The following is a 20562-nucleotide window of genomic DNA, read 5'->3' on the forward strand; positions in this document are numbered from 1 at the left end:
TCAATGTTTATTCACATACTTTTCCTGGATTTAATATATTCTTAGTATCAAAGGCTAATTTTATATTTTTCATCAACTCTTTTTGTTCTTCACCTATTGATTCAAACAAATATTCTTTTTTAGCATATCCAATACCATGTTCACCAGAAACTTTTCCATCTAATTCTCTTGCTCTATCATACATACATTTAAATACTGCTTGCAATTTATGACTCCATTCATCTTCTGATAATTCATCTTTTAAAATATAAATGTGTAAATTTCCGTCTCCAGCATGACCAAAGTTTTTAATTCTAATATTAAATTCTTTTTGAAGTTGATAAGTATATTTTATAAATTCAGCTACTTTATTACGTGGTACACATACGTCACATTCATCCATTTCTGATGTAGACGCTTTAATAGCTTCTAAAAATGCTCCCCTTGCAGACCAAATTGATTCTTTTCTTTCATCTGTATCTGCTATCAAAACATCTATAGCACTATTCTCAAGACATATTTTTGCTACATTTTCGTAATCTTTTTCTATTTCCTCTTTACTATTTCCATCAAAGGTCAATAATAAATATGCGTCTGCAGAGTTATCTGGAAACTTTTTACCTAAGAACTCTTCTGATGCTAATATAACATCCCTTTCCATAAACTCTATGGACGTAGGAATAGACTTTGACTTTACTATTTTAGGCACTGTTTCTATTGCCTTATCCAAGTCTTCAAAAGGAATTAGTAGACTTATAGACTTTTTAGGTAAAGGTAGAAGTTTTAATATAGCTTTGGTAATTATGGCTAATGTTCCTTCTGAACCACATATTAAATCTTTAATACTATAACCTGAACTATTCTTTACAACTTTTCCTCCAACTTCCATAACCTTTCCATTAGGCAAAACTACTTCTAATCCTCTAACGTAGTCCCTAGTTACTCCATATTTAACAGCTCTCATACCACCTGCATTTGTATTTATGTTTCCACCTATAGTTGCTGATTTTTCACCTGGATCTGGTGGATAAAAAAGATCATGTTCCTCTACAAACTTACTAATTTCCATTAATAATACTCCAGGCTCTACAGTTAAAGTCAAATTCTCTTCATCTATTTCTAAAATTTTATTCATAGTTGAAAGATTAATCATTATTCCACCATGTATTGGTACAGAAGCTCCAACTAATCCTGTTCCTGATCCTCTTGCCACTACTGGTATATTATTATCATAAGCATATTTCATAATTTTAGAAACTTCCTCTGTATTTATAACCTCTATTAATACATCTGGCATTTTTTTTATTCCACCTAGTTCGTCGTGGCTAAAATCCTCATTTATTTCTTCTCCTGTAAATAGTCTTTCCTTACCTACAACAGATAATAAAAATTCTATATCTTTTCCATCCATTTTTTTATACTTAGTACAACACTCCATAATCCTATCCCTCCTAAAATATGCTTTTATACTAACGCAATATTGTTTTTTATATTATTAATAAGTTTTGGTATAACTTCATATAAATCTCCTACTATTCCATAGTGTGCTACATTAAAAATAGAGGCATTAGGATCCTTATTTATAGCAAATATATGATCTGAATTATTCATACCTGCTACAAATTGAACAGATCCTGATAATCCACAGGTTATTATAAGTTTTGGTTTGACGGTCCTACCACTGAGTCCAATTTGTCTCTTAGCATCCACCCAACCCATCTCTATAAGTGGTCTTGTGCCAGCGACTTGTGCTCCTAAAAGATCTGCAAGTTCATTAATCATTGCCATATCTTTTTCTGTTTTTATTCCTCTTCCTGCTACAATTATTACATCAGCTTCTGATATACTTACCTCTTTTTCCTTTTCAGTAACATCTAAAACTTCTATATTAGATTTTAAATCTTCTTTATTAACCTCACATAACGTAATTTTGCCCTTAACTTCTTCTGTTCTTTCAGGTGCATTCATTATTTTATATCTTACGGTACAAAATTGTGGTCTTCTATTTGGAGTTATAATTTGAGCCATTATATTTCCTCCAAAAGCAGGCCTTATCTGAACTAAATCTGTATTTTCTTTCATATCCAAAACCGTACAATCCGCTGTAAGTCCTGTTCTAAATCTTGCCGCTACTCTTGGAGCTAAAGATCTTCCTATAGTTGTGGCTCCAACCAATACAGAACATGGCTTAACCTTATTTATAAAATCTTCAAAAGCTTTAGTGTAAGGTTCTATTCTAAAGTCCTTTAGTTCTTCATTATCATATACAAATACCTGATCTACTCCATAATGCAATAGTTCTTTTGCACTTTCTTTTATATTATTTCCTATAAAAATTGCATATATAGGATGATTTATCTTACTTGCTAGCTCTCTAGCCTTGCCTATAAGTTCTAAAGTTACAGGATGTATGTTGCCACATACGTGATCTACATACACAGCTATTCCTCTCCATTTACTTTTATCTATACTTTTTACCTGCTCTTCAACGTACTCAACAACTCCCTTAGGTCCTTTTTTTACACATAACTTACACATCTTACACCCAGCATTTATTTCAAGTTTTCCGTCACTTTCTTCCAGTGCTTTAAATGGGCATATATCTATAAGTTCCTTTATAACTTTATCATTTAATTTGTTTTGATTAATTAATAATTTTCCCATGTAATATTCCCCCTAGCTTATATAAATTTCATATCTTTTAAAGATTTAAACATTCTGTTGGCTAACTCATCGGAATTTCCTTCCCACATTTCTTTATGGTCATTTACTGCAGGTGGAAAAATTCTTTCAACTTGTGTAGGTGAACCATTTAGTCCATATTTATTTTCTTCTTTATCCTCAAAATCATTTAGACATAAGAATTTAACTTCTCTTTCTTCAGTATCTTTCTTTTTTCTATATGATGGAAGTCTAGGTTCAAAAATATCTTTTTCAACAGTTATTAAACAAGGATATTCTATCTTTGCCACCTCTAAAGTATTAGGCATATCCATTTTTACAGTTATAGAACCCTGGCCAACATTTTCTATACTCAAAACATTTGCAATATGAGGTATATCTAAATATTCAGCTATTTCAGGGCCTACTTGTGCAGTATCTCCATCTGTAGTCTGTTTCCCACATATTATAATATCTACATCCCCCATTTTCTTAATTCCTTGGGATAAAGTATAAGATGTAGCTAAAACATCTGCTCCTGCAAATTTTCTATCTGATAGAATAACTCCATAATCAGCGCCCATAGAATAGGCCTCTTTTATAACTTCCTCTGCTTGAGGTGGTCCCATAGTTATTACTTTAACCTCTCCACCATGTTTTTCCTTTAACCTTAATGCAGTTTCCAACGCAAATAAATCATACGGATTCATCTTTGAATCTACACCATCTCTTTTTAATACTCCTGTAATTGGATCTACTTCTACTTTAGAAGTACCAGGAACTTGCTTAATACATACTAATATATTCATATTATTACCCCCAATATTAAAAATTTATATTTTATCTAACTATTACTGCTACACCATCAGGAATAACTGCAACTTTAGCACCTTTACCCTTTATCTTAAAAGCCATATACATTGCCTCTTCTATAGAAAAAGCATGTTTCATATGCATACTAGTTATAAGTTTTGGGTCACACATATCAGTAACCATTATTACAGTGAATTTATTTAAAATTCTAGCTAATATTTGAAATTCCCATTGATCAGGTGCAGTTTTATTTCTCGGTATTTTAATAACTTTATCTAATACTTCTTTAGGAGAATTAGCTCTTGCCAAATTTTCATAGAATGACTCTCCTCCATGACCATCGTCACAAGCTGCTACCATTATAATTACTCCTCCCTCATTACAGGTAGCTTCTGCTGCTGTCATTCCTTTTACCGCTTGATAAACATTTTGGTCTAATGGATTCCCTCCATTACTTGAAATAACAATATCAGCATCAACCTTATCCACCATTGAAAGTTTTGATACAAATTCACAACCTTTGTCATGTGCATATTTACTATGACCTGACACTGCATAAATTATTTTTTTATTACTATCTAAAACTACATTTAAAATAAATGCAAGATTAGCCTTTTTAGCTGCATAAAGCATATCTTCATGTATTGGATTATTATTTAAAATTCCCGTTCTTGCATTTGGACTTGCAATAAATTCTGAACAATGATTTGCCATAATAGTTTCAGCTGCAGCTATACCTGGCAATATACTTTTCCTTCCTCCTGAAAATCCTGCAAAGAAATGTGATTCAATAAACCCCTCCGCAATTAAAAGCTCTGCTTCCATTGCTACCTTGTTTAAAAACAAATCCCCTCCTGAAGGAAGTGTTCCAACTTTTACTAAGCTACTTTTATCTGTAGATATGTGCATGACTATTTCCTCATTGTCTACAATCTCTTGTCCAAATTTACTTACAAGTTCTTCTCTTGTAGAAGGTCTATGAAATCCTGTAGCTATTAATATTTTTATACTTATATTGGGATTAACCTTTCTAATTCTTCTAAGTAATATTGGCATTGTAACTTTACTTGGTACAGGTCTTGTATGGTCACTAGTTATAATTACCATATTACTTTTATCTTTTACTAATTGTTCCAGAGTATTAGCTTCTATAGGATTATCTAAAGCTTCGTTAACTATTTCCTCTTCTGTTTTAGAAACTTTATAGTCCTCAACTTTAGACTCTAATATATTTACCAAATTCTCATCTGGTATATCTGCTACTAAAAATTTTTTCCAATAGGGAATTTTTACTTTTGCCACAATATCACCCCTCTTAACTTTATCAATTTATATCCAGCTAAAAATTGATGCTCCAAAATAAGCAATTAACCCCATAAGCACTACATATAATATACAGAATTTCAATGTGGTATTTAAAATTTTACCCTCTGATCCCAAAATTCCTGTCGCGGCCGTTGCCACTGCTATACTTTGCGGTGAAATCATCTTACCAGCTGTAGCACCACCTGTATTAGCTGCTGCTAGCCAATATGGACTTAAATTTAAACTTTTTGCTACCTCAACTTGTAATCCTCCAAATAATACATTAGAGGATGTATCACTACCTGTTACAAAAGTTCCTAAAGCTCCTATTACAGGTGCAATTAATGGATAAAATCTTCCTGTAATTTTAACAAGTATCACCGCAATAGACTTTATCATTCCACTATAGCCCATAACCTTTGCTAAGGCTACAATAGATAATATAGTCACAAAGGAATTACTCATTTGTTTAAACGTTTTTATAAGAATTAAAAATATATCCTTTAACTTTGCTCCCTGTATTAATCCACCAACGAAAGTTGCAATAATTATTAAAGTGCCTGGTGTTATTAACCATAGAAATGTAAATGGTTTAGCATCAACTCCAGTATAAATATACGCTGTGGTTTTAATAGATGACAATGCTTCATTTACTTTTGGAAATAAAGGACTAGTAAAAATAATAAATAGGAATACTAAGATAAATGGTAACCATGCTAGGACACCTTGTTTAATCGTTATCTTTTCATTACTTTCTGACTTCTTGTCTTTATAAAATAATTTTGCTATTAAAATTGTAGAAAGCATGGAACATATACTTCCAATAATAGCCGGAAGTTCTGCCCCTAAATACTTTGCTATAAGTATTTGAGGTACAGCAAAAGTTATACCGGATATAATCGCTATACCAAATACACCTTTAATACCTTTTATGCTTTTTTCTGTTAACATTACTAAAATTATTGGAACTATTATAATAAGCGGGCTTAATTGAATTGAAACTGCATAACTTAATGAATTTACGTCTATTCCTGTAATCTTTGCTAGTGTGGTTACAGGAATACCTATGGCTCCAAAAGCTGTAGGTGTTGTATTGGCAACTAAACATATAATGGCTGCAAATACTGGCTCGAAACCTAATGCTGCCATTATACTAGCTGGTATAGCCACTGCTGTGCCAAAACCAGCTATAGCCTCCAAAAATCCTCCAAACCCCCAAGCCAAAATTAATACTAATATTCTCTTATCTTTGGATATACTAATCATCATTTTCTTTATCAAATCCATACTTTTAGTATGAACAGATAAATTATAGGTAAATACTGCTGCTATAATAACAAGCATTATAGGCCATATTCCTAATGCTACTCCTTCTAGTACTGCAGTTGAAGCATCTACTATAGTCATTTTCCAGAAAACTATAGATAATATTAAAGTAACTGCCAAAGTAAAGAGACAAGTTTTATGTGCTGGCATTTTTAATACCCCAAGTGATATCATAAGCCAAACTATAGGTGTCAGTGCAAGAAAAAACAATACATATCCATTCATTTTTTACACCCCTTTTGGTACTATGGTATGACCACCTTCTATGATTTTATATTATCACAATTTTATAAATTTTTCTACGTTAGTTAATTTATTAACATTATAGTTCTAAATTCATATTATTGAAATTCAAGGACTAAAGGGGATTTTATTCTACAAAATTTTTTATGAATTTTCAAACTTTTCGATATATTTAAAGAACATTGTTAATAATGTAACAATATTCTTCTTATTAGTATTTATTTTTCCATATATTTATTTATAAGCTCTAAATGTGCATTCATAGCTTCTAATGCCTGTTGAGGATTTTTATTGCATAAAGACATATATATATTTTCATGTTGAATCAAAAGAATTTCTTTATTTTTATCATCTATTAATATATTTTTTCTTGCATCCTTTATAAATGATTCCATAAGAGAGGATATCGCATTTAAAATACTAAGTATAAGAAAATTTTTAGATGCCTGTGCTATCTTATAATGAAATTCTCTATCAATTCTTACTAGTTCATCTTCTTTATCACAACTTCTAAATTTGTCTATTAACTCACCTAAATATTCTAATTCATCTTCACATATTCTAGTGGCAGCTAAAGCTGCTGTTTCTTTTTCTACTATTTTTCTTAATTCTAATATTTCTAGTGGATTACTCTTTTGTAACATAAACATAATAGATAAAGGTTCAAAAAGACTATTTTCAAAACTACTTCTTACAAAATTTCCTTCTCCTTGTCTTGATTCTATAAGACCTATTATCTCTAAGGACCTTAAAGCTTCTCTAATAGAAGTTCTGCTAACATGTAACTTTTCTACAAGCTCTCTTTCTGAAGGTAATTTGTCTCCTTTTTTTAATATCCCTTTATTTATCATATTTTTTATTTGTTCTATAACTTGTTCATAAACTTTTGTATTCTTTATTGGAGTAAACATAATATTCTTCCTTTCTTTAAATTACATATATTAAATACATAATAATACATAATTAAATGTTTTAAAAGCATTTTGTAAAATTTTCTTGAATTTTTATTTAAATAATATTATAATAATGTGAACATAGTTCGTGAAAGGTGGTTCACTATGCCTAAAATAATAGAAAATATTAATGAAAAAATACTACAAGAAGGTAGAAAAATATTATTAAGTAAAAATTATAGAGAGCTTAATATACGTGATATTGTTAAAAATTGCAACATTGGTATAGGCACTTTTTATAATTATTTCTCAAGTAAAGAAGAACTTGTAATAAACATCTTTAAGGAAGATTGGGAAAATAGTTTGCTTTTAATTAATAAATTAAAATTTTCATTTACTCCATTAAAAGATAAACTATATAAAATATACCTATGTCTTGAAGAATTTTTAGATAAATATATATCTATATTTTACGAAATCGCTATGTTAAACGGCTATAGTCATAATTCGTCTCATAATTTTAACGACATAAACAAAGAAGTAAGTGAGCTTATAGATTTTGAAAGAAAAAGAGGAAATATATCTTCCAGTCTTTCCTCCATAAAAATTGCCAATTTAATAGTATCAAATTTTGTTTATTTAAGCAAAAATAAATATATGACCTTTGATGAACTCTATGGTTGCCTTAAATTATAATAAGCTATGTAATATTTCACATAGCTTATTATATTACCTTAAACCAGTTAGTATATATATAAAATAAACTTACTACATCTTGTTGGTTATAAAGTAATATTTTCTTCTTTTTTTCCTCTGGCATTCTGTTTATATAATCATCATCCTTCATAACTTTACTAAATGTTTTAGCTAAATTTTGTCCACTTATAAGTTCACTTTCTCTAGAAATACTAAAATCTTTTTCCAATGCTTTAAGACCTATACTATTCCCTTTAGCTTTTTCGTATTCTCTTTGTAAATCTATATGTTTAAAACTATCTTCTATAGAAAACTCTATATTATTCTTTTTTAGTAGATAATTAATAACTGTAAAATCATTATTACCTGAGAATGTAACAATATATTTTTTATTCTTATTATTCATTAAATCTTGAAAATAATTCTTAGCTAAGTTTAAAATTTCTAAGGAGTCTCTCTTATTTTCAATCATATATTGGGTTAAATTTATCTCATTATTATCATTATCATAATATCCACTGCCAAATACACCTATACATATAGGCTTCTTATAAACATAGTGCTCTAAATCAAAAAAAATTGCATCTTTATATAAATCATTTTTATTATTTATTTGTAAAGAATACTCATCCTCCTTTTTTTCTACTTTTATAATTTCTTCTCTAAATATCAATACTACCACTCTTTTCCAATATTTATACTTCTATGATTTCTAAATATTCTGGTCTAATATTATAAATAACATCCTTTCTTTCAACTACAATTCTAATTTTATCTCTAACTTCATTACTGCTCACTACCTTTTTTAACAGTTCTTTAGTAGGGTTTATGCATATAGGATAGTTTATCATTTGGAACATAGAAAAGTCACCTGTAGTATCACCATAGGCATAACTTTTAGATAAATCTATATTATATTTTTTTACAAGTTCATTTATAGCACTCATTTTACTTCCACTATCCCACATAGGAATTACTTCTCCAGTATAAATTCCCTCATTATTCATTTTATAAATAGTTCCCTTATAATCATTAAAACCATGCCTTATGCTCATTTCTTTTACTAACTCTATAGGACTCCCAGAAACAGTTATTATCATATGATTCTGTTTCTTATGCCACTTTATTCTATCTCTTGTATAAGTATATACTCTATCCCCCTTTTGTTGTATTACATTTTTTGCAATAAACTCCACCTGATATTTATGAAGTCCTTTTACTGCTTCCACATATATTTTCGCCATTTTCAATAAATAATTATCATAGTCACCTTGTCTTTTATCCCATTTTTCATATTCTGGTCTTACTTCATTATACCACCTTTCAGGATGTATTATTTCATATTTTATTAATTTTTTAAATACCTCTGTTATAAGCCCTTCTCTATACAATGTGCCATCTATATCAAAAAAAGCCGCTACATTTTTCATACTAAATCCCTCCTCATATATTTATTTATATTCTATTTTACTATTTAAAAATAATAAGTACCACTACTTATTATTTTTAACATACTCTTTTATAATATTAATTTGTCCCATAGTTAAAGAAAAAAACTCACATCCTAATAAATAATAAGAATTACTTTCACTTACCCATTTTACTTCTGCCATACACCAAAATGATGGTCTATCTCCTATTTTCATAGAAAAAGATATAAAATCCCCAACCTTTGCAAAAGCTTTACTCAAAAGAAGTATCCCTGTAGAAGATATATTAATTCCTTTCATTATAGGATCACTTGATTTATATACCTTGTAAATACTTTTATCATTAATACGAGGATAGTATATATCTAAATCAAATTTAGCTCTCTTCCCATATCTTTTTTCTATAACCTTATATACATATTGTCCATTTTTATATATATTTGAAGTCAATATTCTCCCTCCAAAAAAACATATCTATTAATATAAACTTAATTATATCATAAATATAAATTAATCATTTCCTTTATATAACCATTATATTCCTCCTATTCTGTATTGACATAAATTTATAGACATGCTATATTTAAAATATAAAATGATAATAGTTATCAATATCAGTATGAGGTGTAATTATGAGTATATGCGACTTAAATCCTGGAGATAAAGCTTTTATAAAAGATATATGTGGTAATGAAAAATTGGTTAAACGACTTTTAGCTTTAGGGTGTATAAAAGGAACTGAAATAAGCTTTAAAAAATCTGCCCCTTTTGGTGATCCTATAATAATAAATTTTAGAGGTTTTGATTTAGCTATACGAAAAAATGATGCAAAGAATATATTTATCGAATAAATACAGTAAGATTGGAGGCAACATATGATAATAACTGCTCTATTAGGTAATCCTAATGTAGGTAAAACTTCTCTCTTTAATGCACTGACAGGTTCAAACCAATATGTTGGAAATTGGGCTGGAGTAACAGTGGAAAAAAAAGAGGGTCTTTTAGGTGAATCTATTAAAATAGTAGATCTTCCAGGAATCTATGCCATGGATACCTATTCAAATGAGGAAAAAGTATCAAAAGAATTTTTAATTAACGGAAATGTGGATGTAATATTAAATATTGTAGATGCCTCAAACCTTCAAAGGAATTTGTACTTAACTCTTCAACTTAAAGAATTTGATAAACCAATTATATTACTATTAAATATGGTAGATATTGCAGAAGAAAAAGGAATTAACATTAATTATAATTTACTTTCACAAAAATTAGGAGTGTGTATTCTTCCTATATCCGCATCAAAGGGTATAGGGATAGACAAAATAGAAGAAAAATTATTAGATGGTGAGTATTCTAATGATTTTTCTACTCCAAATTATAAATTTAATAATGAAGAGGAAACTTATTCTTTTATAGAAACCATTTTAAAAGAGTGTGTTACCTATACTTCAGATGTAAAAGATACACTTAGCGATAAAATAGATAATATAGTTCTTAATAAATTTTTAGCTTATCCCATATTTTTAGTCATATTATTTTTGATATTTGAATTTACTTTTAGTTGGGTTGGTACCCCTATGGCTGATTATTTAAGCAATATTCTAAATAATAAAACAATCCCATATTTAGAAAATTACTTAGTTAATGCTAGTCCTTGGTTTAAATCACTATTAATTGAAGGAATAATTAAAGGCGTAGGATCCGTATTAGTATTTTTACCTGTAATACTAACTTTATTTTTAGGAATATCTTTTTTAGAAGACAGTGGTTATATGTCAAGAGCTGCTTTCATTATGGATAAAATAATGAGAAAAATGGGTCTTTCTGGTAAAGCGTTTATTCCACTTGTAGTGGGTTTTGGATGTTCTGTACCTGGAATAATGACTGCTAGAACCTTAGAAAGTGAAAAAGACAGAAAACTAACAGCTCTTTTAGTTCCTCTTATGTCATGTAATGCTAGGCTTCCTGTATATGCATTATTTGCATCAGTATTTTTTCCTGGGAATCAAACCATTGTGGTTTTTTCTCTTTATCTATTAGGAATTTTACTAGCATTTGTAATAGGATTAATATTTAAAAACACCTTATTTAAAAAAGATGAAGAGCCTTTTATAATCGAACTGTCAGAATATAAAATGCCAGAATTTAAAAACCTACTTTTACACACTTGGGATAAAGGTAAAGGATTCTTAAAGAAGGCAGGTACTATAATATTCTCTATTTCCGTAATTGTTTGGTTTTTATCTAACTTCAATTTCTCAGGGTTAACAGATATAAATAGTAGTATATTAGCCTCTATAGGTAAATTCATGAGTCCTATATTCAAACCTCTTGGATTTAGCTCTTGGCAAAATTCTGTATCCCTTTTAACAGGATTAATGGCTAAAGAAGTAATTTTGAGTTCCATGGGGGTTATATATGGAGGAACTTTAACCCAAGTTCTTCCTGAGCATTTTACAACACTTTCTTCTTATAGCTTTTTAGTGTTTGTTCTATTATATACTCCATGTGTATCAGTAATAGCTACAATGAAGAAAGAATACGGAAGAAAAATGGCTATATTCTCTGTGGCTTATCAACTATGTCTAGCCTGGTTTGTCTCTTTTACTGTATACAATATTGGGATTTTAATACTCAATTAAGAAGGTGATAAATTATGCTCCAAGTAATAATTACAACAATAATTGTTATAGCTGCGATATACATTTTATATAATAATATAAAAAGAAAGATTTCAGGAAAATGTGACTGTAGTTCTTGCTCATCACATTGTAATAAAAATAATAAATAATGGCAAATAAGCTATATTAAAATAATTACTTTATTTTAATATAGCTTATTTGGTTTAAATATATTATAATTAATATTTTTTTATAAAATAATCAACAATATCTTCTATTGTGACTATCCCATCCACTTTATTATTATCATCTACAATAGGTATAGCAATTATATTTTTTTCTCTAATTCTTTTGGCTATATCTATTAACTCCTCATACTTATGTCCTATTATAACACTCTTTGTCATCACCCATTCCACTGGACAAGTATCGTAATGTCCCTCCTCCATTAAAAATCTATATATATCAGCTTTAACTATCATTCCTAATAATTTATTATTAGAATCTACAACTGGTGCCCCATTCACCTTATTGTTGTTCATAACCTCTAAAGCTTTATTAATACTGTCATGACTTTTTAAAGTAACAAAATTTATTTCCATTAAATCCTTTACCACATCAATCCACCCCCTAATATTTATTATATCATCCCCCATAATAGCTGTGTAAAAAATTATAATCTAATAACTATTTTTCATTATATTATGTAACTCTTCTACATCTTTGTTCCCTTTCAAAATTGAATCTATCATTCTAGAAGCTGCTCTTTTAGATATTCTTTCTACTTCATTATTTAATACTATTTTGTTTTTCTTTAAAAGATAATTTAAAAACCTTACTTGTTTTTCTGTTACAGCATCTTCTCTTATAATACTTTTATCATTATCTATCTTATTTAGAATATTAAATATCTTTGGCAGATTAAGCACATCTTCGTAATTATGTAAAAGTATTTTTTTCTTTATTTTTTCATCTCTTGTTTTAATATATTCATTATATAATTCAATACTCAATCCACCGTCTATTTTATCTTTTCTCTCTATTCCCACATATTTTTCAACGCTTTTTAAATTGCATCTATTTATTCCAAGTTGTTTATAATAAGGTCTTATATGCCTGTATAAATCTATATGGTTACTTGGTAATTTAGTCCATATTTTATTTCTAGTCAATCTCTCTCTTATAAAAGGTTCATCAAAAGCTATACCATTATATGAACACCATATTTTCATATTATTTAGATCATCACAAAACCTAGATAAGATCTGTTCCTCTTGTAACGCTGTTTCATTAAAATACTGCTTAACAATAAATTTACCATTTTCTAAAAAATGTCCTAAAGATATAAGTATTATTTTATCATTTTCTTTATCAAACCCAGTAGTTTCTATATCAAAATATGCTATATCCTGCATATTATATTTACTAAATATGTCTATAGATAAATATACCTCTTCTTCACTTTCCTTAAAAAACATTCCATATCCTCCAAAATATATACTAACTAGTACTATAATTATACAATAATAATAAAAACAATAAAAATTACATATTATATAAAAAATATATTCTGTAATTTTTATAAAAAAACAGACAGTATCAGTAACTGCCTGCTTTTTAAAAGACTACATCTCCTCAACTACTTCTATTCCTAATATTTTTAATGCATTCTTAATTACTTGGCAAGTAGCCTTAACCAATCTAAGTCTAGCCTTTTTAGTCTCTTTATCCTCAGCATTCATTATATTACAATGATTATAGAACTTATTAAAAGATTTTGCTACGTCTATAACATATCTTGTTACTATTGAAGGCTCTAATTTATCAATTGAATTCATAATAGCCTTATTAAACCCGTCTAAAGTTTTTACAAGTTCAAATTCTTCCTTTGTATTTAGTTTACTATAATCAACCTCCCCTGATATTTCACCTAATTTCCTTAATACACTTTTTCCTCTAGCATAACTGTATTGCACATATGGACCTGTCTCACCATCAAAACTTAACATTTCATTCCAATTAAACACTATATCTCTTTCTCTATTATTTTTGAGATAAGTAAAAATAACCGCTCCTATACCAACTTTTTTAGCAACCTCTTCCTTATCGATTAAATCAGGATTCTTACTATTTATTACTTCCATAGTTTTTTCTACAGATTCCTTTAATAAATCTTCTAGAAATATTACCTCTCCTTTTCTTGTAGATAGCTTTCTATCTGAAAATCTAACAAGCCCAAATCCTACATGTTTACAATCCTTTGACCAATCATGTCCCATAAGCTTTAATGTAGTAAATACCTGTTTAAAATGTAATGATTGCTCAAGTCCTACCACATATATGCTCTTATAAAAATCATATTTCTTCTTTCTATACATTGCCGCAGCTAAATCACGGGTAGCATATATAGTTGCCCCATCAGATTTTTTTATTATACATGGTGGCATATTATATTCATCAAGCATTACTACTTTTGCTCCATTGCTTTCAGTAAGCAATCCTTTTTCTTCTATCTCCTTTATTACATCATTCATCTTATCTCCATAGAAGCTTTCTCCTGCGTAAGAATCAAAACTTACATTTAGCATATCATATACCTTTTGGAATTCTTTTAGACTTAAATCTCTAAATCTCTTCCAAAGTCTAACTTCTTCCTCACAACCATCTTCTAATCTCTTAAAATGCATTCTTCCTTCTTCCTCTAGAGATGGATCCTTTTCTGCTTCATCATGAAATTTAACATAAATTCTTAAAAGTTCTTTAATAGGTTCCTTTTCTAATGATTCTTCATTAACCCATCTTTTATACGCAGATATTAGTTTACCAAACTGTGTTCCCCAATCACCTAGATGATTTACCCTTTCACAATTATACCCTTGAAAACACATTATCTTATATAAAGAATTTCCTATAGATGTACTAAATAAATGCCCTACATGAAAAGGCTTTGCTATATTAGGAGAAGAATATTCTATAACTACATTTTTCCCTTTTCCTATTTGTGAAGAACCGTATTTATCACCTTCATTTAATACCTTTTCAAGAGTATTTTTACTAAATATAGACTTATCTACAAAAAAGTTTAAATAAGGTCCCAAATTTTCTATTTTTTCAAACCCCTGGTTACTTAATTTATCTTTTAATTCCTCTGCTATCATATTAGGTGATTTTTTTAAAATCTTTGCAAGCTGAAAACATGGGAAAGCAAAGTCACCCATATCAGGCCTAGGTGGAATTTCTATTAATACCTGAATATTTTCTAACGGCATATCAACATGCTCATGTATTCTCTCTGTAATTATTTTTTTATAGTTCATATTAAAACCTCCTATTTTAATTAACAATTATCTTAATATAATAAATTACTTATACAAATTAACGTAAAAAAACCCATCTATATATAATTATAGAGACGGGTATTAATTCCGCGGTACCACTCTTTTTGACAAAAGTCCACTTAAAGCATTAACGCTGCCAAACGTCTTAAACTACTTTAAAAATTTCGAATAAGCATCTCCAAGGCTCTTTTCCTTTTTAAATTTTTACAGGCTTTCACCATATCCTGTTCGCTAAAAAAAATATTAAAAAGTACTCTCCTCTTCTTCAAATTTAAATATCATTTTATACAACTAATCTTAATTATATTATCAACGTTTAAAATTTGTCAATAAGAATTATAATTTTCCTTATACATAACCCTACTTAATAAAAACATAAGTCCTACAGCTACAATCATACACATACATATTAATATCCAACTTTTTTGTATTCCATACATACTAGAGAATTTCCCCATACTAACTGGCCCTAATGCCCAACCTGATCCATATATAGTAGGTAACACCGCATTTATTCTTCCCCTGTGTGAACGTGGACTATTAATAGAAATAAAAGTTGGAGTATTAGTTGAAACTATAATTTCCCCTATGGTCATTATAGCAATAGATATAAAGAAAAATATTAAACTACTTGTAATAGCAAAAATAAAAAATGACATAGTATATAATATTCCTCCTAAAGATATTATTTTTAAGTGATTTATCCCTTTTGTATTCTCCACAATTGTAGACGTAAAAATAATAATTATAATACCATTTACTGCTGCCATAGTTCCAAAATATCTAGCTCCATTTTCACCAAAGATCTTTCCTAACTGCAAAGGTAATAAAAAACCCCACTGTGAATATGCAAACTGGTAAATGAATGATATAAGAGAAAAATATATTAAACTTGGTCTCTTCTTAAGTATAGAAATTACTGACCCCTTTTCTTCTTTTTCTAATATATTTATATCATTTTGCTTTAAATTCTTTTTATAATTCATTGTTTCTTCAACATAAAATATCACTAATACTAATGATAATAAAGTAGTAACTGCATCTCCTATAAAAACTAAAGGTAAATGGTTTTTATATAAAAACCCAGCTATTAATGGTCCAATTGCAAACCCTAAATTATGTCCCATATATAATAGTGAAAAAGCTTCTTTTCTATTCTTATATGTAGTTAAATCAGCAACTACTGCATCTTGTGCAGGCATACAAAAGGATGTAAATATCGGAGCTAGAATTAAAACATATGCCATAGACATAGAAGGCTTTAATCTACTACAAATAATAAAAACTGTGGCTGCTGAACTTTGAAATATAATTATTACTTTTTTTCTTCCTATAGTATCTATTAATTTCCCTCCAAGCATCATTCCTGGTGCAGATAATAACGCCGCCATTGTCATAAACATACCTGCTTTTCTTGTATTGATACCAATTTTTTGTACAAGTATTAAAGTAAGTAACGGATATACAAAATTACCCAAACTATTTATAATTCTTGCTATAAACATTATATATATCTGCATAGGAAGTCCTCTGTATGGTTCTATAAATCTTCTAAATAAGTTTTTCATATGCTGCCTCCTTTTTCTGAATTCACACTATTTATTATATATTCCCCCAATACTAACTTGTTTAAAGATTTTAACTTTAATTTTCCTATGGTATTTATAATAAAAAAGTAATACAATAAATACTAGTTGTTTAAACTCAATATTTAGAAAAGAGGTGTTACCTTGAGATTATTAAGACAGTTAGGAATAATTTTATTAATCTGCTTATTAGGGGAAGCAATACATGATTTTTTTAAATTACCTATTCCAGGGAATGTTATAGGAATGGTATTATTATTTCTATGCTTAACCTCAGGAATAATAAAATTAACTAAAATAAATTACATAAGTAAATTCTTACTTGATCATCTGGCATTCTTCTTCGTTCCAGCAGGTGTAGGTATTTTATCCTGTATTCCTATACTTAAAGGAAAATGGTTAGCATTCTTAGGAGTATGCTTAATAACCACAGTTATTATAATAGCTGTTACGGGTTGGACTATTCAGTTGTACATAAAATTACAAACAAGGAGGCATAATTAATGATTCAAGATATTTTAAATTCTCCTATTTTTGGAATACTATTATCTATAATAGGTTTTGAAATAGGTCTTCATATATATAAAAAAACAGGAGTACCTTTATTTAATCCTCTGCTTATATGTATAGCCTTAATAGTATGTATACTACTATGCTTTGATATTAATTTAGATTATTTTGATAAAGGTGGAAAACTAATATCTTTTTTCTTAGGACCTGCTACTGTTGCACTTGCCGTACCTTTATATAAAAAAATCAATGTAATTAAAAAATACGCTATACCTATATTGCTAGGAGTAACTGTAGGATCCATCACCGCTATTATAAGTATATTTTATATTTCTAAAGCATTTGGTCTGACCAGTGAATTATCCTATTCATTAGTCCCAAAATCTATAACAACTCCTATCGGAATTGAGGTGTCAAAAGTAATCGGTGGAATTCCTTCTATTACTGTGGCTGCTATAATTATAACAGGTATAATGGGCGCAGTAATAGCTCCTATGGTTTGCAAAATATTTAAAATAAAAAATAATATAGCAATCGGTATATCTATCGGCACATCCTCCCATGCCATAGGAACTACAAAAGCTATAGAAATGGGAGAAACTGAAGGAGCTATGAGTAGTCTGGCCATAGGTATCGCTGGTTTAATCACCTCTTTTTTAGCTCCAATAATAATTAAATTTTTATATTAATTAATACTATTTCCCTACCTATATAAAGGTGGGGATTATTATTTTTCTATAATTTTTATAAAATCTTTTAAATTAAAAACCGGCTTACTGCAACTAAAATTTTTACACACATGCACATAGGTGTTATCTTCGTTACTTTCCTTTAAAATAACTGTATTAAATGGCAAAAAAATTTTATTTATCTCTGATAGTATTTCCTTGGTAATATTATCCTTAACACCCCTGCATATAACCGTTTGTTCGTTGCCGAAAACATTATACATATATGCTGTTAGTAAAAAACTGTGTGCCTCTAAAGTATTCTTCACATTATGTGCAAAACACTTAAATAATTTATCTGCTTTTTCCCTAAATAGTTGATTTTCTGTTATATTATACAGTCTAATCATATTAAATGCTGCTACAGAATTTCCTGAAGGAATTGCAAAATCATAACTATCTTTTGGTCTCAAAATAAGTTTTTCACCATCATTACCATATATATAAAACCCCCCTAAATCCTTATCCCAAAATAAATTAATCATTTCTTCAGTTAACATTACAGCCTTTTCTAAATATTCTTCGCAGAAAGTACTTTCATAAATTTCTATTAAAGACCACACTACAAATGCGTAATCCTCTAAATATGCTAAATGAGCTCTTTCTCCATCTCTATACCTTGCAAATAATCTATTGTCCTCCCTCATAATATTATTAAATATAAAATCTATTCCACTCTTAGCATAGTCTATATAATCTTTGTTTTCATATACTCTCCCTGCATATGCTAAGCTAGCTATAGCTAAGCCATTCCATGCAGTCAATATTTTATCATCTTTATAGGGTTGTATTCTTTTCTTCCTATATTGAAATAATTTCTCTTTTATTTTTAATAACTTATTTTTTAAATCCTTATCTATATTCTCTATATCATACCGTATTAAATTAGGTATATTTTTTTGTTTGAAATTACCTCTTTTTGTTATATCATATATATCACAAAATAAATCTCCATCTGATTTTCCTAAGATATCTATTATTTCATTTTTAGTCCATAAATAAAATTTTCCTTCTTCTCCCTCTGAATCTGCATCTTCAGCAGAATAAAATCCTCCTCTTTCATCTTTCATCTCTCTTAAAATATATCTAATTATCATCTCCGCTATTTCTTTATACACTTCTTTTCCTGTAATTTGATAAACTTCTGTATATACCATAATTAAAAGCGCATTATCATATAACATTTTTTCAAAGTGTGGAATTAACCATTTTCTATCTGTTGAATATCTTGCAAAACCATACCCAATATGATCAAATATTCCACCTTTATACATTTGCTTTAATGTACTTTCTACCATATAAAGGGCTTCTTCATCTTTATATACATACCAATATCTTAAAAGAAACATTAATTTATGTGGTGTAGGGAATTTAGGTTCCAAATAAAATCCTCCATACGATGAATCAAAGCCCTCTTTAAAATACTTGAAAGTTAATTTTATATCATCCTCATTTAAATCACTTTCTTCATAAAAATTATGTACATTCTTTATTTTTTCAGTGATTTCTTTTGAAAAATTTGTTAATACATCTCTTTCATACCTCCATTTATCTTTAAACTCATCTATTAATTCAATTAATCCTATTCTTCCATATTTATTTTCCTTAGGAAAATAAGTTCCAACAAAAAAAGGCTTTTTATCTGCTGTCAGCATAACATTTAATGGCCAACCTCCACTACCAGTTGTTGCTTGACAAAATGTCATATAAATACTATCTATATCGGGTCTTTCCTCTCTATCAACCTTAATGCATATAAAATTTTCATTTAACTTTTTTGCTACTTCTTCATCCTCAAAAGACTCTCTCTCCATAACATGACACCAATGACATGTAGAATAACCAATACTTAAAAATATAGGTTTATCCTGTATTTTTGCACTTTTAAAGGCCTCTTCACTCCATGGATACCAGTTTACTGGATTGTATGCATGTTGGAGTAAATATGGACTTTTTTCATTAATAAGTCTATTACTTTTTGGATTTTCTTTATACATTAAATCACCTTACTTTTTGTTTTATAAATTAGGTTTTGCTTTAATGAGCATCCCTATACATCATTTCATACTAAAGTTAATAATAATTTTATAAAAATATTAAGACTCCAGATTCTTCTACCGAAACTGAAGTCCTAATATAAAAAATAATCATGTATATTTGTTCTCTCCATGATGACTCACCTAATAACTGTCCTATAAATATCCATTTTACAATTATATATTTATTAATTCCTAGGTATATTATTATTTGGCGCCATATCTCTGTAAATTATATTATTGTCATCGACTCTTTCACAATGATTTTCATCACAATCATCAAATAAATTCTCCATTTGTTGTGGTGGATAAAGTGTTGGTATTTCTCTTTCCATAAATTCTTTACATGGATCATGTGAACAATCACATTCTTCTGGTACTGGGCAATATCCATAAG

At 28.7% G+C, this 20562-nt stretch carries 20 protein-coding genes, 1 pseudogene and 1 other annotated feature; of the genes and pseudogenes, 6 read left to right on the plus strand and 15 right to left on the minus strand.

The genetic code is table 11. The annotated features are described in order from the left end of the window. Positions 1–7: 7 nt before the first annotated feature. The 6 genes from EJL03_RS10105 to EJL03_RS10130 all read right to left on the minus strand — a co-directional run bounded on the left by EJL03_RS10105 (position 8) and on the right by EJL03_RS10130 (position 7238). A complete protein-coding gene (locus EJL03_RS10105) occupies positions 8–1417 on the minus strand; it encodes an FAD-binding oxidoreductase (RefSeq protein WP_125153856.1) in 1410 nt (469 codons plus the stop codon). A gap of 26 nt (positions 1418–1443) precedes the next feature. Continuing rightward, positions 1444–2643 (minus strand): electron transfer flavoprotein subunit alpha/FixB family protein, encoded by a 1200-nt coding sequence (locus tag EJL03_RS10110; RefSeq protein ID WP_125153857.1) that lies wholly within the window; start codon positions 2641–2643, stop codon positions 1444–1446. Positions 2644–2660: 17 nt separating this feature from the next. Further along, the gene (locus EJL03_RS10115; RefSeq protein WP_125153858.1) at positions 2661–3449 is read right to left on the minus strand and encodes an electron transfer flavoprotein subunit beta/FixA family protein; all 789 of its coding nucleotides are present in this window, start codon (positions 3447–3449) and stop codon (positions 2661–2663) included. 31 nt (positions 3450–3480) lie between these two features. Continuing rightward, positions 3481–4755, minus strand: coding sequence for a nickel-dependent lactate racemase (gene larA / locus EJL03_RS10120; protein WP_125153859.1), 1275 nt, complete (start codon positions 4753–4755; stop codon positions 3481–3483). Positions 4756–4782: 27 nt separating this feature from the next. After that, positions 4783–6309 carry an L-lactate permease gene (locus EJL03_RS10125; RefSeq protein WP_125153860.1) on the minus strand — a complete coding sequence of 509 codons (1527 nt, stop codon included), beginning with the start codon at positions 6307–6309 and terminating at the stop codon, positions 4783–4785. Positions 6310–6545: 236 nt separating this feature from the next. Then, positions 6546–7238, minus strand: a complete 693-nt coding sequence (locus EJL03_RS10130) for a FadR/GntR family transcriptional regulator (RefSeq protein WP_125153861.1) — start codon at positions 7236–7238, stop codon at positions 6546–6548. Between the two features lie 147 nt (positions 7239–7385). Here EJL03_RS10130 and EJL03_RS10135 point away from each other — a divergent pair, with 147 nt between their 5' ends. Next, positions 7386–7916, plus strand: coding sequence for a TetR/AcrR family transcriptional regulator (locus EJL03_RS10135; RefSeq protein ID WP_125153862.1), 531 nt, complete (start codon positions 7386–7388; stop codon positions 7914–7916). A 28-nt stretch (positions 7917–7944) separates the two neighbouring features. Here EJL03_RS10135 and EJL03_RS10140 read toward each other — a convergent pair whose 3' ends face one another. From EJL03_RS10140 to EJL03_RS10150, 3 genes are all read right to left on the minus strand, one after another. Next, on the minus strand, positions 7945–8568 hold the full coding sequence (locus EJL03_RS10140) for a ribonuclease H-like domain-containing protein (protein WP_243108704.1): 624 nt from the start codon (positions 8566–8568) through the stop codon (positions 7945–7947). A gap of 43 nt (positions 8569–8611) precedes the next feature. Then, positions 8612–9346, minus strand: a complete 735-nt coding sequence (locus EJL03_RS10145) for an HAD-IB family hydrolase (protein WP_125153864.1) — start codon at positions 9344–9346, stop codon at positions 8612–8614. 63 nt (positions 9347–9409) lie between these two features. Then, positions 9410–9796: a PilZ domain-containing protein gene (locus EJL03_RS10150; protein ID WP_164509062.1), complete on the minus strand. Its 387-nt coding sequence runs from the start codon at positions 9794–9796 to the stop codon at positions 9410–9412. 182 nt (positions 9797–9978) lie between these two features. On the opposite strand from EJL03_RS10150, the gene EJL03_RS10155 reads away from it, so the two are divergent. The 3 genes from EJL03_RS10155 to EJL03_RS10165 are packed head-to-tail and all read left to right on the plus strand — an operon-like array spanning position 9979 to position 12137. Beyond that, positions 9979–10197: a FeoA family protein gene (locus EJL03_RS10155; protein WP_125153866.1), complete on the plus strand. Its 219-nt coding sequence runs from the start codon at positions 9979–9981 to the stop codon at positions 10195–10197. Between the two features lie 24 nt (positions 10198–10221). Further along, entirely contained in the window at positions 10222–11988 is a 1767-nt protein-coding gene (gene feoB / locus EJL03_RS10160) for a ferrous iron transport protein B (RefSeq protein WP_125153867.1), read from the plus strand. A 14-nt stretch (positions 11989–12002) separates the two neighbouring features. Then, positions 12003–12137 (plus strand): FeoB-associated Cys-rich membrane protein, encoded by a 135-nt coding sequence (locus tag EJL03_RS10165; protein ID WP_206427361.1) that lies wholly within the window; start codon positions 12003–12005, stop codon positions 12135–12137. Positions 12138–12206: 69 nt separating this feature from the next. Here EJL03_RS10165 and EJL03_RS10170 read toward each other — a convergent pair whose 3' ends face one another. From EJL03_RS10170 to EJL03_RS10185, 4 genes are all read right to left on the minus strand, one after another. Next, positions 12207–12584 carry a CBS domain-containing protein gene (locus EJL03_RS10170; RefSeq protein WP_125153868.1) on the minus strand — a complete coding sequence of 126 codons (378 nt, stop codon included), beginning with the start codon at positions 12582–12584 and terminating at the stop codon, positions 12207–12209. 63 nt (positions 12585–12647) lie between these two features. After that, positions 12648–13445, minus strand: coding sequence for a ribonuclease H-like domain-containing protein (locus tag EJL03_RS10175; RefSeq protein WP_125153869.1), 798 nt, complete (start codon positions 13443–13445; stop codon positions 12648–12650). A 147-nt stretch (positions 13446–13592) separates the two neighbouring features. Continuing rightward, entirely contained in the window at positions 13593–15284 is a 1692-nt protein-coding gene (gene argS / locus EJL03_RS10180; RefSeq protein WP_125153870.1) for an arginine--tRNA ligase, read from the minus strand. Between the two features lie 88 nt (positions 15285–15372). After that, positions 15373–15580: a binding site (T-box leader), on the minus strand. Positions 15581–15631: 51 nt separating this feature from the next. Next, positions 15632–16873, minus strand: coding sequence for an MFS transporter (locus EJL03_RS10185; RefSeq protein ID WP_125153871.1), 1242 nt, complete (start codon positions 16871–16873; stop codon positions 15632–15634). Between the two features lie 162 nt (positions 16874–17035). On the opposite strand from EJL03_RS10185, the gene EJL03_RS10190 reads away from it, so the two are divergent. Together EJL03_RS10190 and EJL03_RS10195 are read left to right on the plus strand one after the other, a co-directional pair. Then, positions 17036–17395, plus strand: coding sequence for a CidA/LrgA family protein (locus EJL03_RS10190; protein WP_125153872.1), 360 nt, complete (start codon positions 17036–17038; stop codon positions 17393–17395). Continuing rightward, positions 17395–18090 (plus strand): LrgB family protein, encoded by a 696-nt coding sequence (locus EJL03_RS10195; protein WP_125153873.1) that lies wholly within the window; start codon positions 17395–17397, stop codon positions 18088–18090. Before EJL03_RS10190 ends, EJL03_RS10195 begins: the two co-directional genes overlap by 1 nt. A gap of 38 nt (positions 18091–18128) precedes the next feature. Here the strand turns inward: EJL03_RS10195 and EJL03_RS10200 are convergent, their stop codons facing one another. Both EJL03_RS10200 and EJL03_RS10205 read right to left on the minus strand, forming a co-directional pair. After that, complete coding sequence (locus EJL03_RS10200) at positions 18129–20126, minus strand: thioredoxin domain-containing protein (RefSeq protein WP_125153874.1); 1998 nt, start codon at positions 20124–20126, stop codon at positions 18129–18131. A 227-nt stretch (positions 20127–20353) separates the two neighbouring features. Next, positions 20354–20562 (minus strand): annotated as a pseudogene (locus tag EJL03_RS10205) (exosporium protein CsxA); the annotation flags it as partial.

Source organism: Clostridium rectalis, assembly GCF_900626095.1.
Taxonomy (GTDB): Bacteria; Bacillota; Clostridia; order Clostridiales; family Clostridiaceae; genus Clostridium_AS; species Clostridium_AS rectalis.

Bases quoted from the DNA above. Each gene is read 5' to 3' on its own strand.
- EJL03_RS10105 (WP_125153856.1), bottom strand. From the start codon at position 1,417: ATGGAGTGTTGTACTAAGTATAAAAAAATGGATGGAAAAGATATAGAA.
- EJL03_RS10110 (WP_125153857.1), bottom strand. From the start codon at position 2,643: ATGGGAAAATTATTAATTAATCAAAACAAATTAAATGATAAAGTTATA.
- EJL03_RS10115 (WP_125153858.1), bottom strand. From the start codon at position 3,449: ATGAATATATTAGTATGTATTAAGCAAGTTCCTGGTACTTCTAAAGTA.
- EJL03_RS10125 (WP_125153860.1), bottom strand. From the start codon at position 6,309: ATGAATGGATATGTATTGTTTTTTCTTGCACTGACACCTATAGTTTGG.
- EJL03_RS10130 (WP_125153861.1), bottom strand. From the start codon at position 7,238: ATGTTTACTCCAATAAAGAATACAAAAGTTTATGAACAAGTTATAGAA.
- EJL03_RS10135 (WP_125153862.1), top strand. From the start codon at position 7,386: ATGCCTAAAATAATAGAAAATATTAATGAAAAAATACTACAAGAAGGT.
- EJL03_RS10145 (WP_125153864.1), bottom strand. From the start codon at position 9,346: ATGAAAAATGTAGCGGCTTTTTTTGATATAGATGGCACATTGTATAGA.
- EJL03_RS10155 (WP_125153866.1), top strand. From the start codon at position 9,979: ATGAGTATATGCGACTTAAATCCTGGAGATAAAGCTTTTATAAAAGAT.
- feoB (WP_125153867.1), top strand. From the start codon at position 10,222: ATGATAATAACTGCTCTATTAGGTAATCCTAATGTAGGTAAAACTTCT.
- EJL03_RS10165 (WP_206427361.1), top strand. From the start codon at position 12,003: ATGCTCCAAGTAATAATTACAACAATAATTGTTATAGCTGCGATATAC.
- EJL03_RS10175 (WP_125153869.1), bottom strand. From the start codon at position 13,445: ATGTTTTTTAAGGAAAGTGAAGAAGAGGTATATTTATCTATAGACATA.
- argS (WP_125153870.1), bottom strand. From the start codon at position 15,284: ATGAACTATAAAAAAATAATTACAGAGAGAATACATGAGCATGTTGAT.
- EJL03_RS10185 (WP_125153871.1), bottom strand. From the start codon at position 16,873: ATGAAAAACTTATTTAGAAGATTTATAGAACCATACAGAGGACTTCCT.
- EJL03_RS10195 (WP_125153873.1), top strand. From the start codon at position 17,395: ATGATTCAAGATATTTTAAATTCTCCTATTTTTGGAATACTATTATCT.
- EJL03_RS10200 (WP_125153874.1), bottom strand. From the start codon at position 20,126: ATGTATAAAGAAAATCCAAAAAGTAATAGACTTATTAATGAAAAAAGT.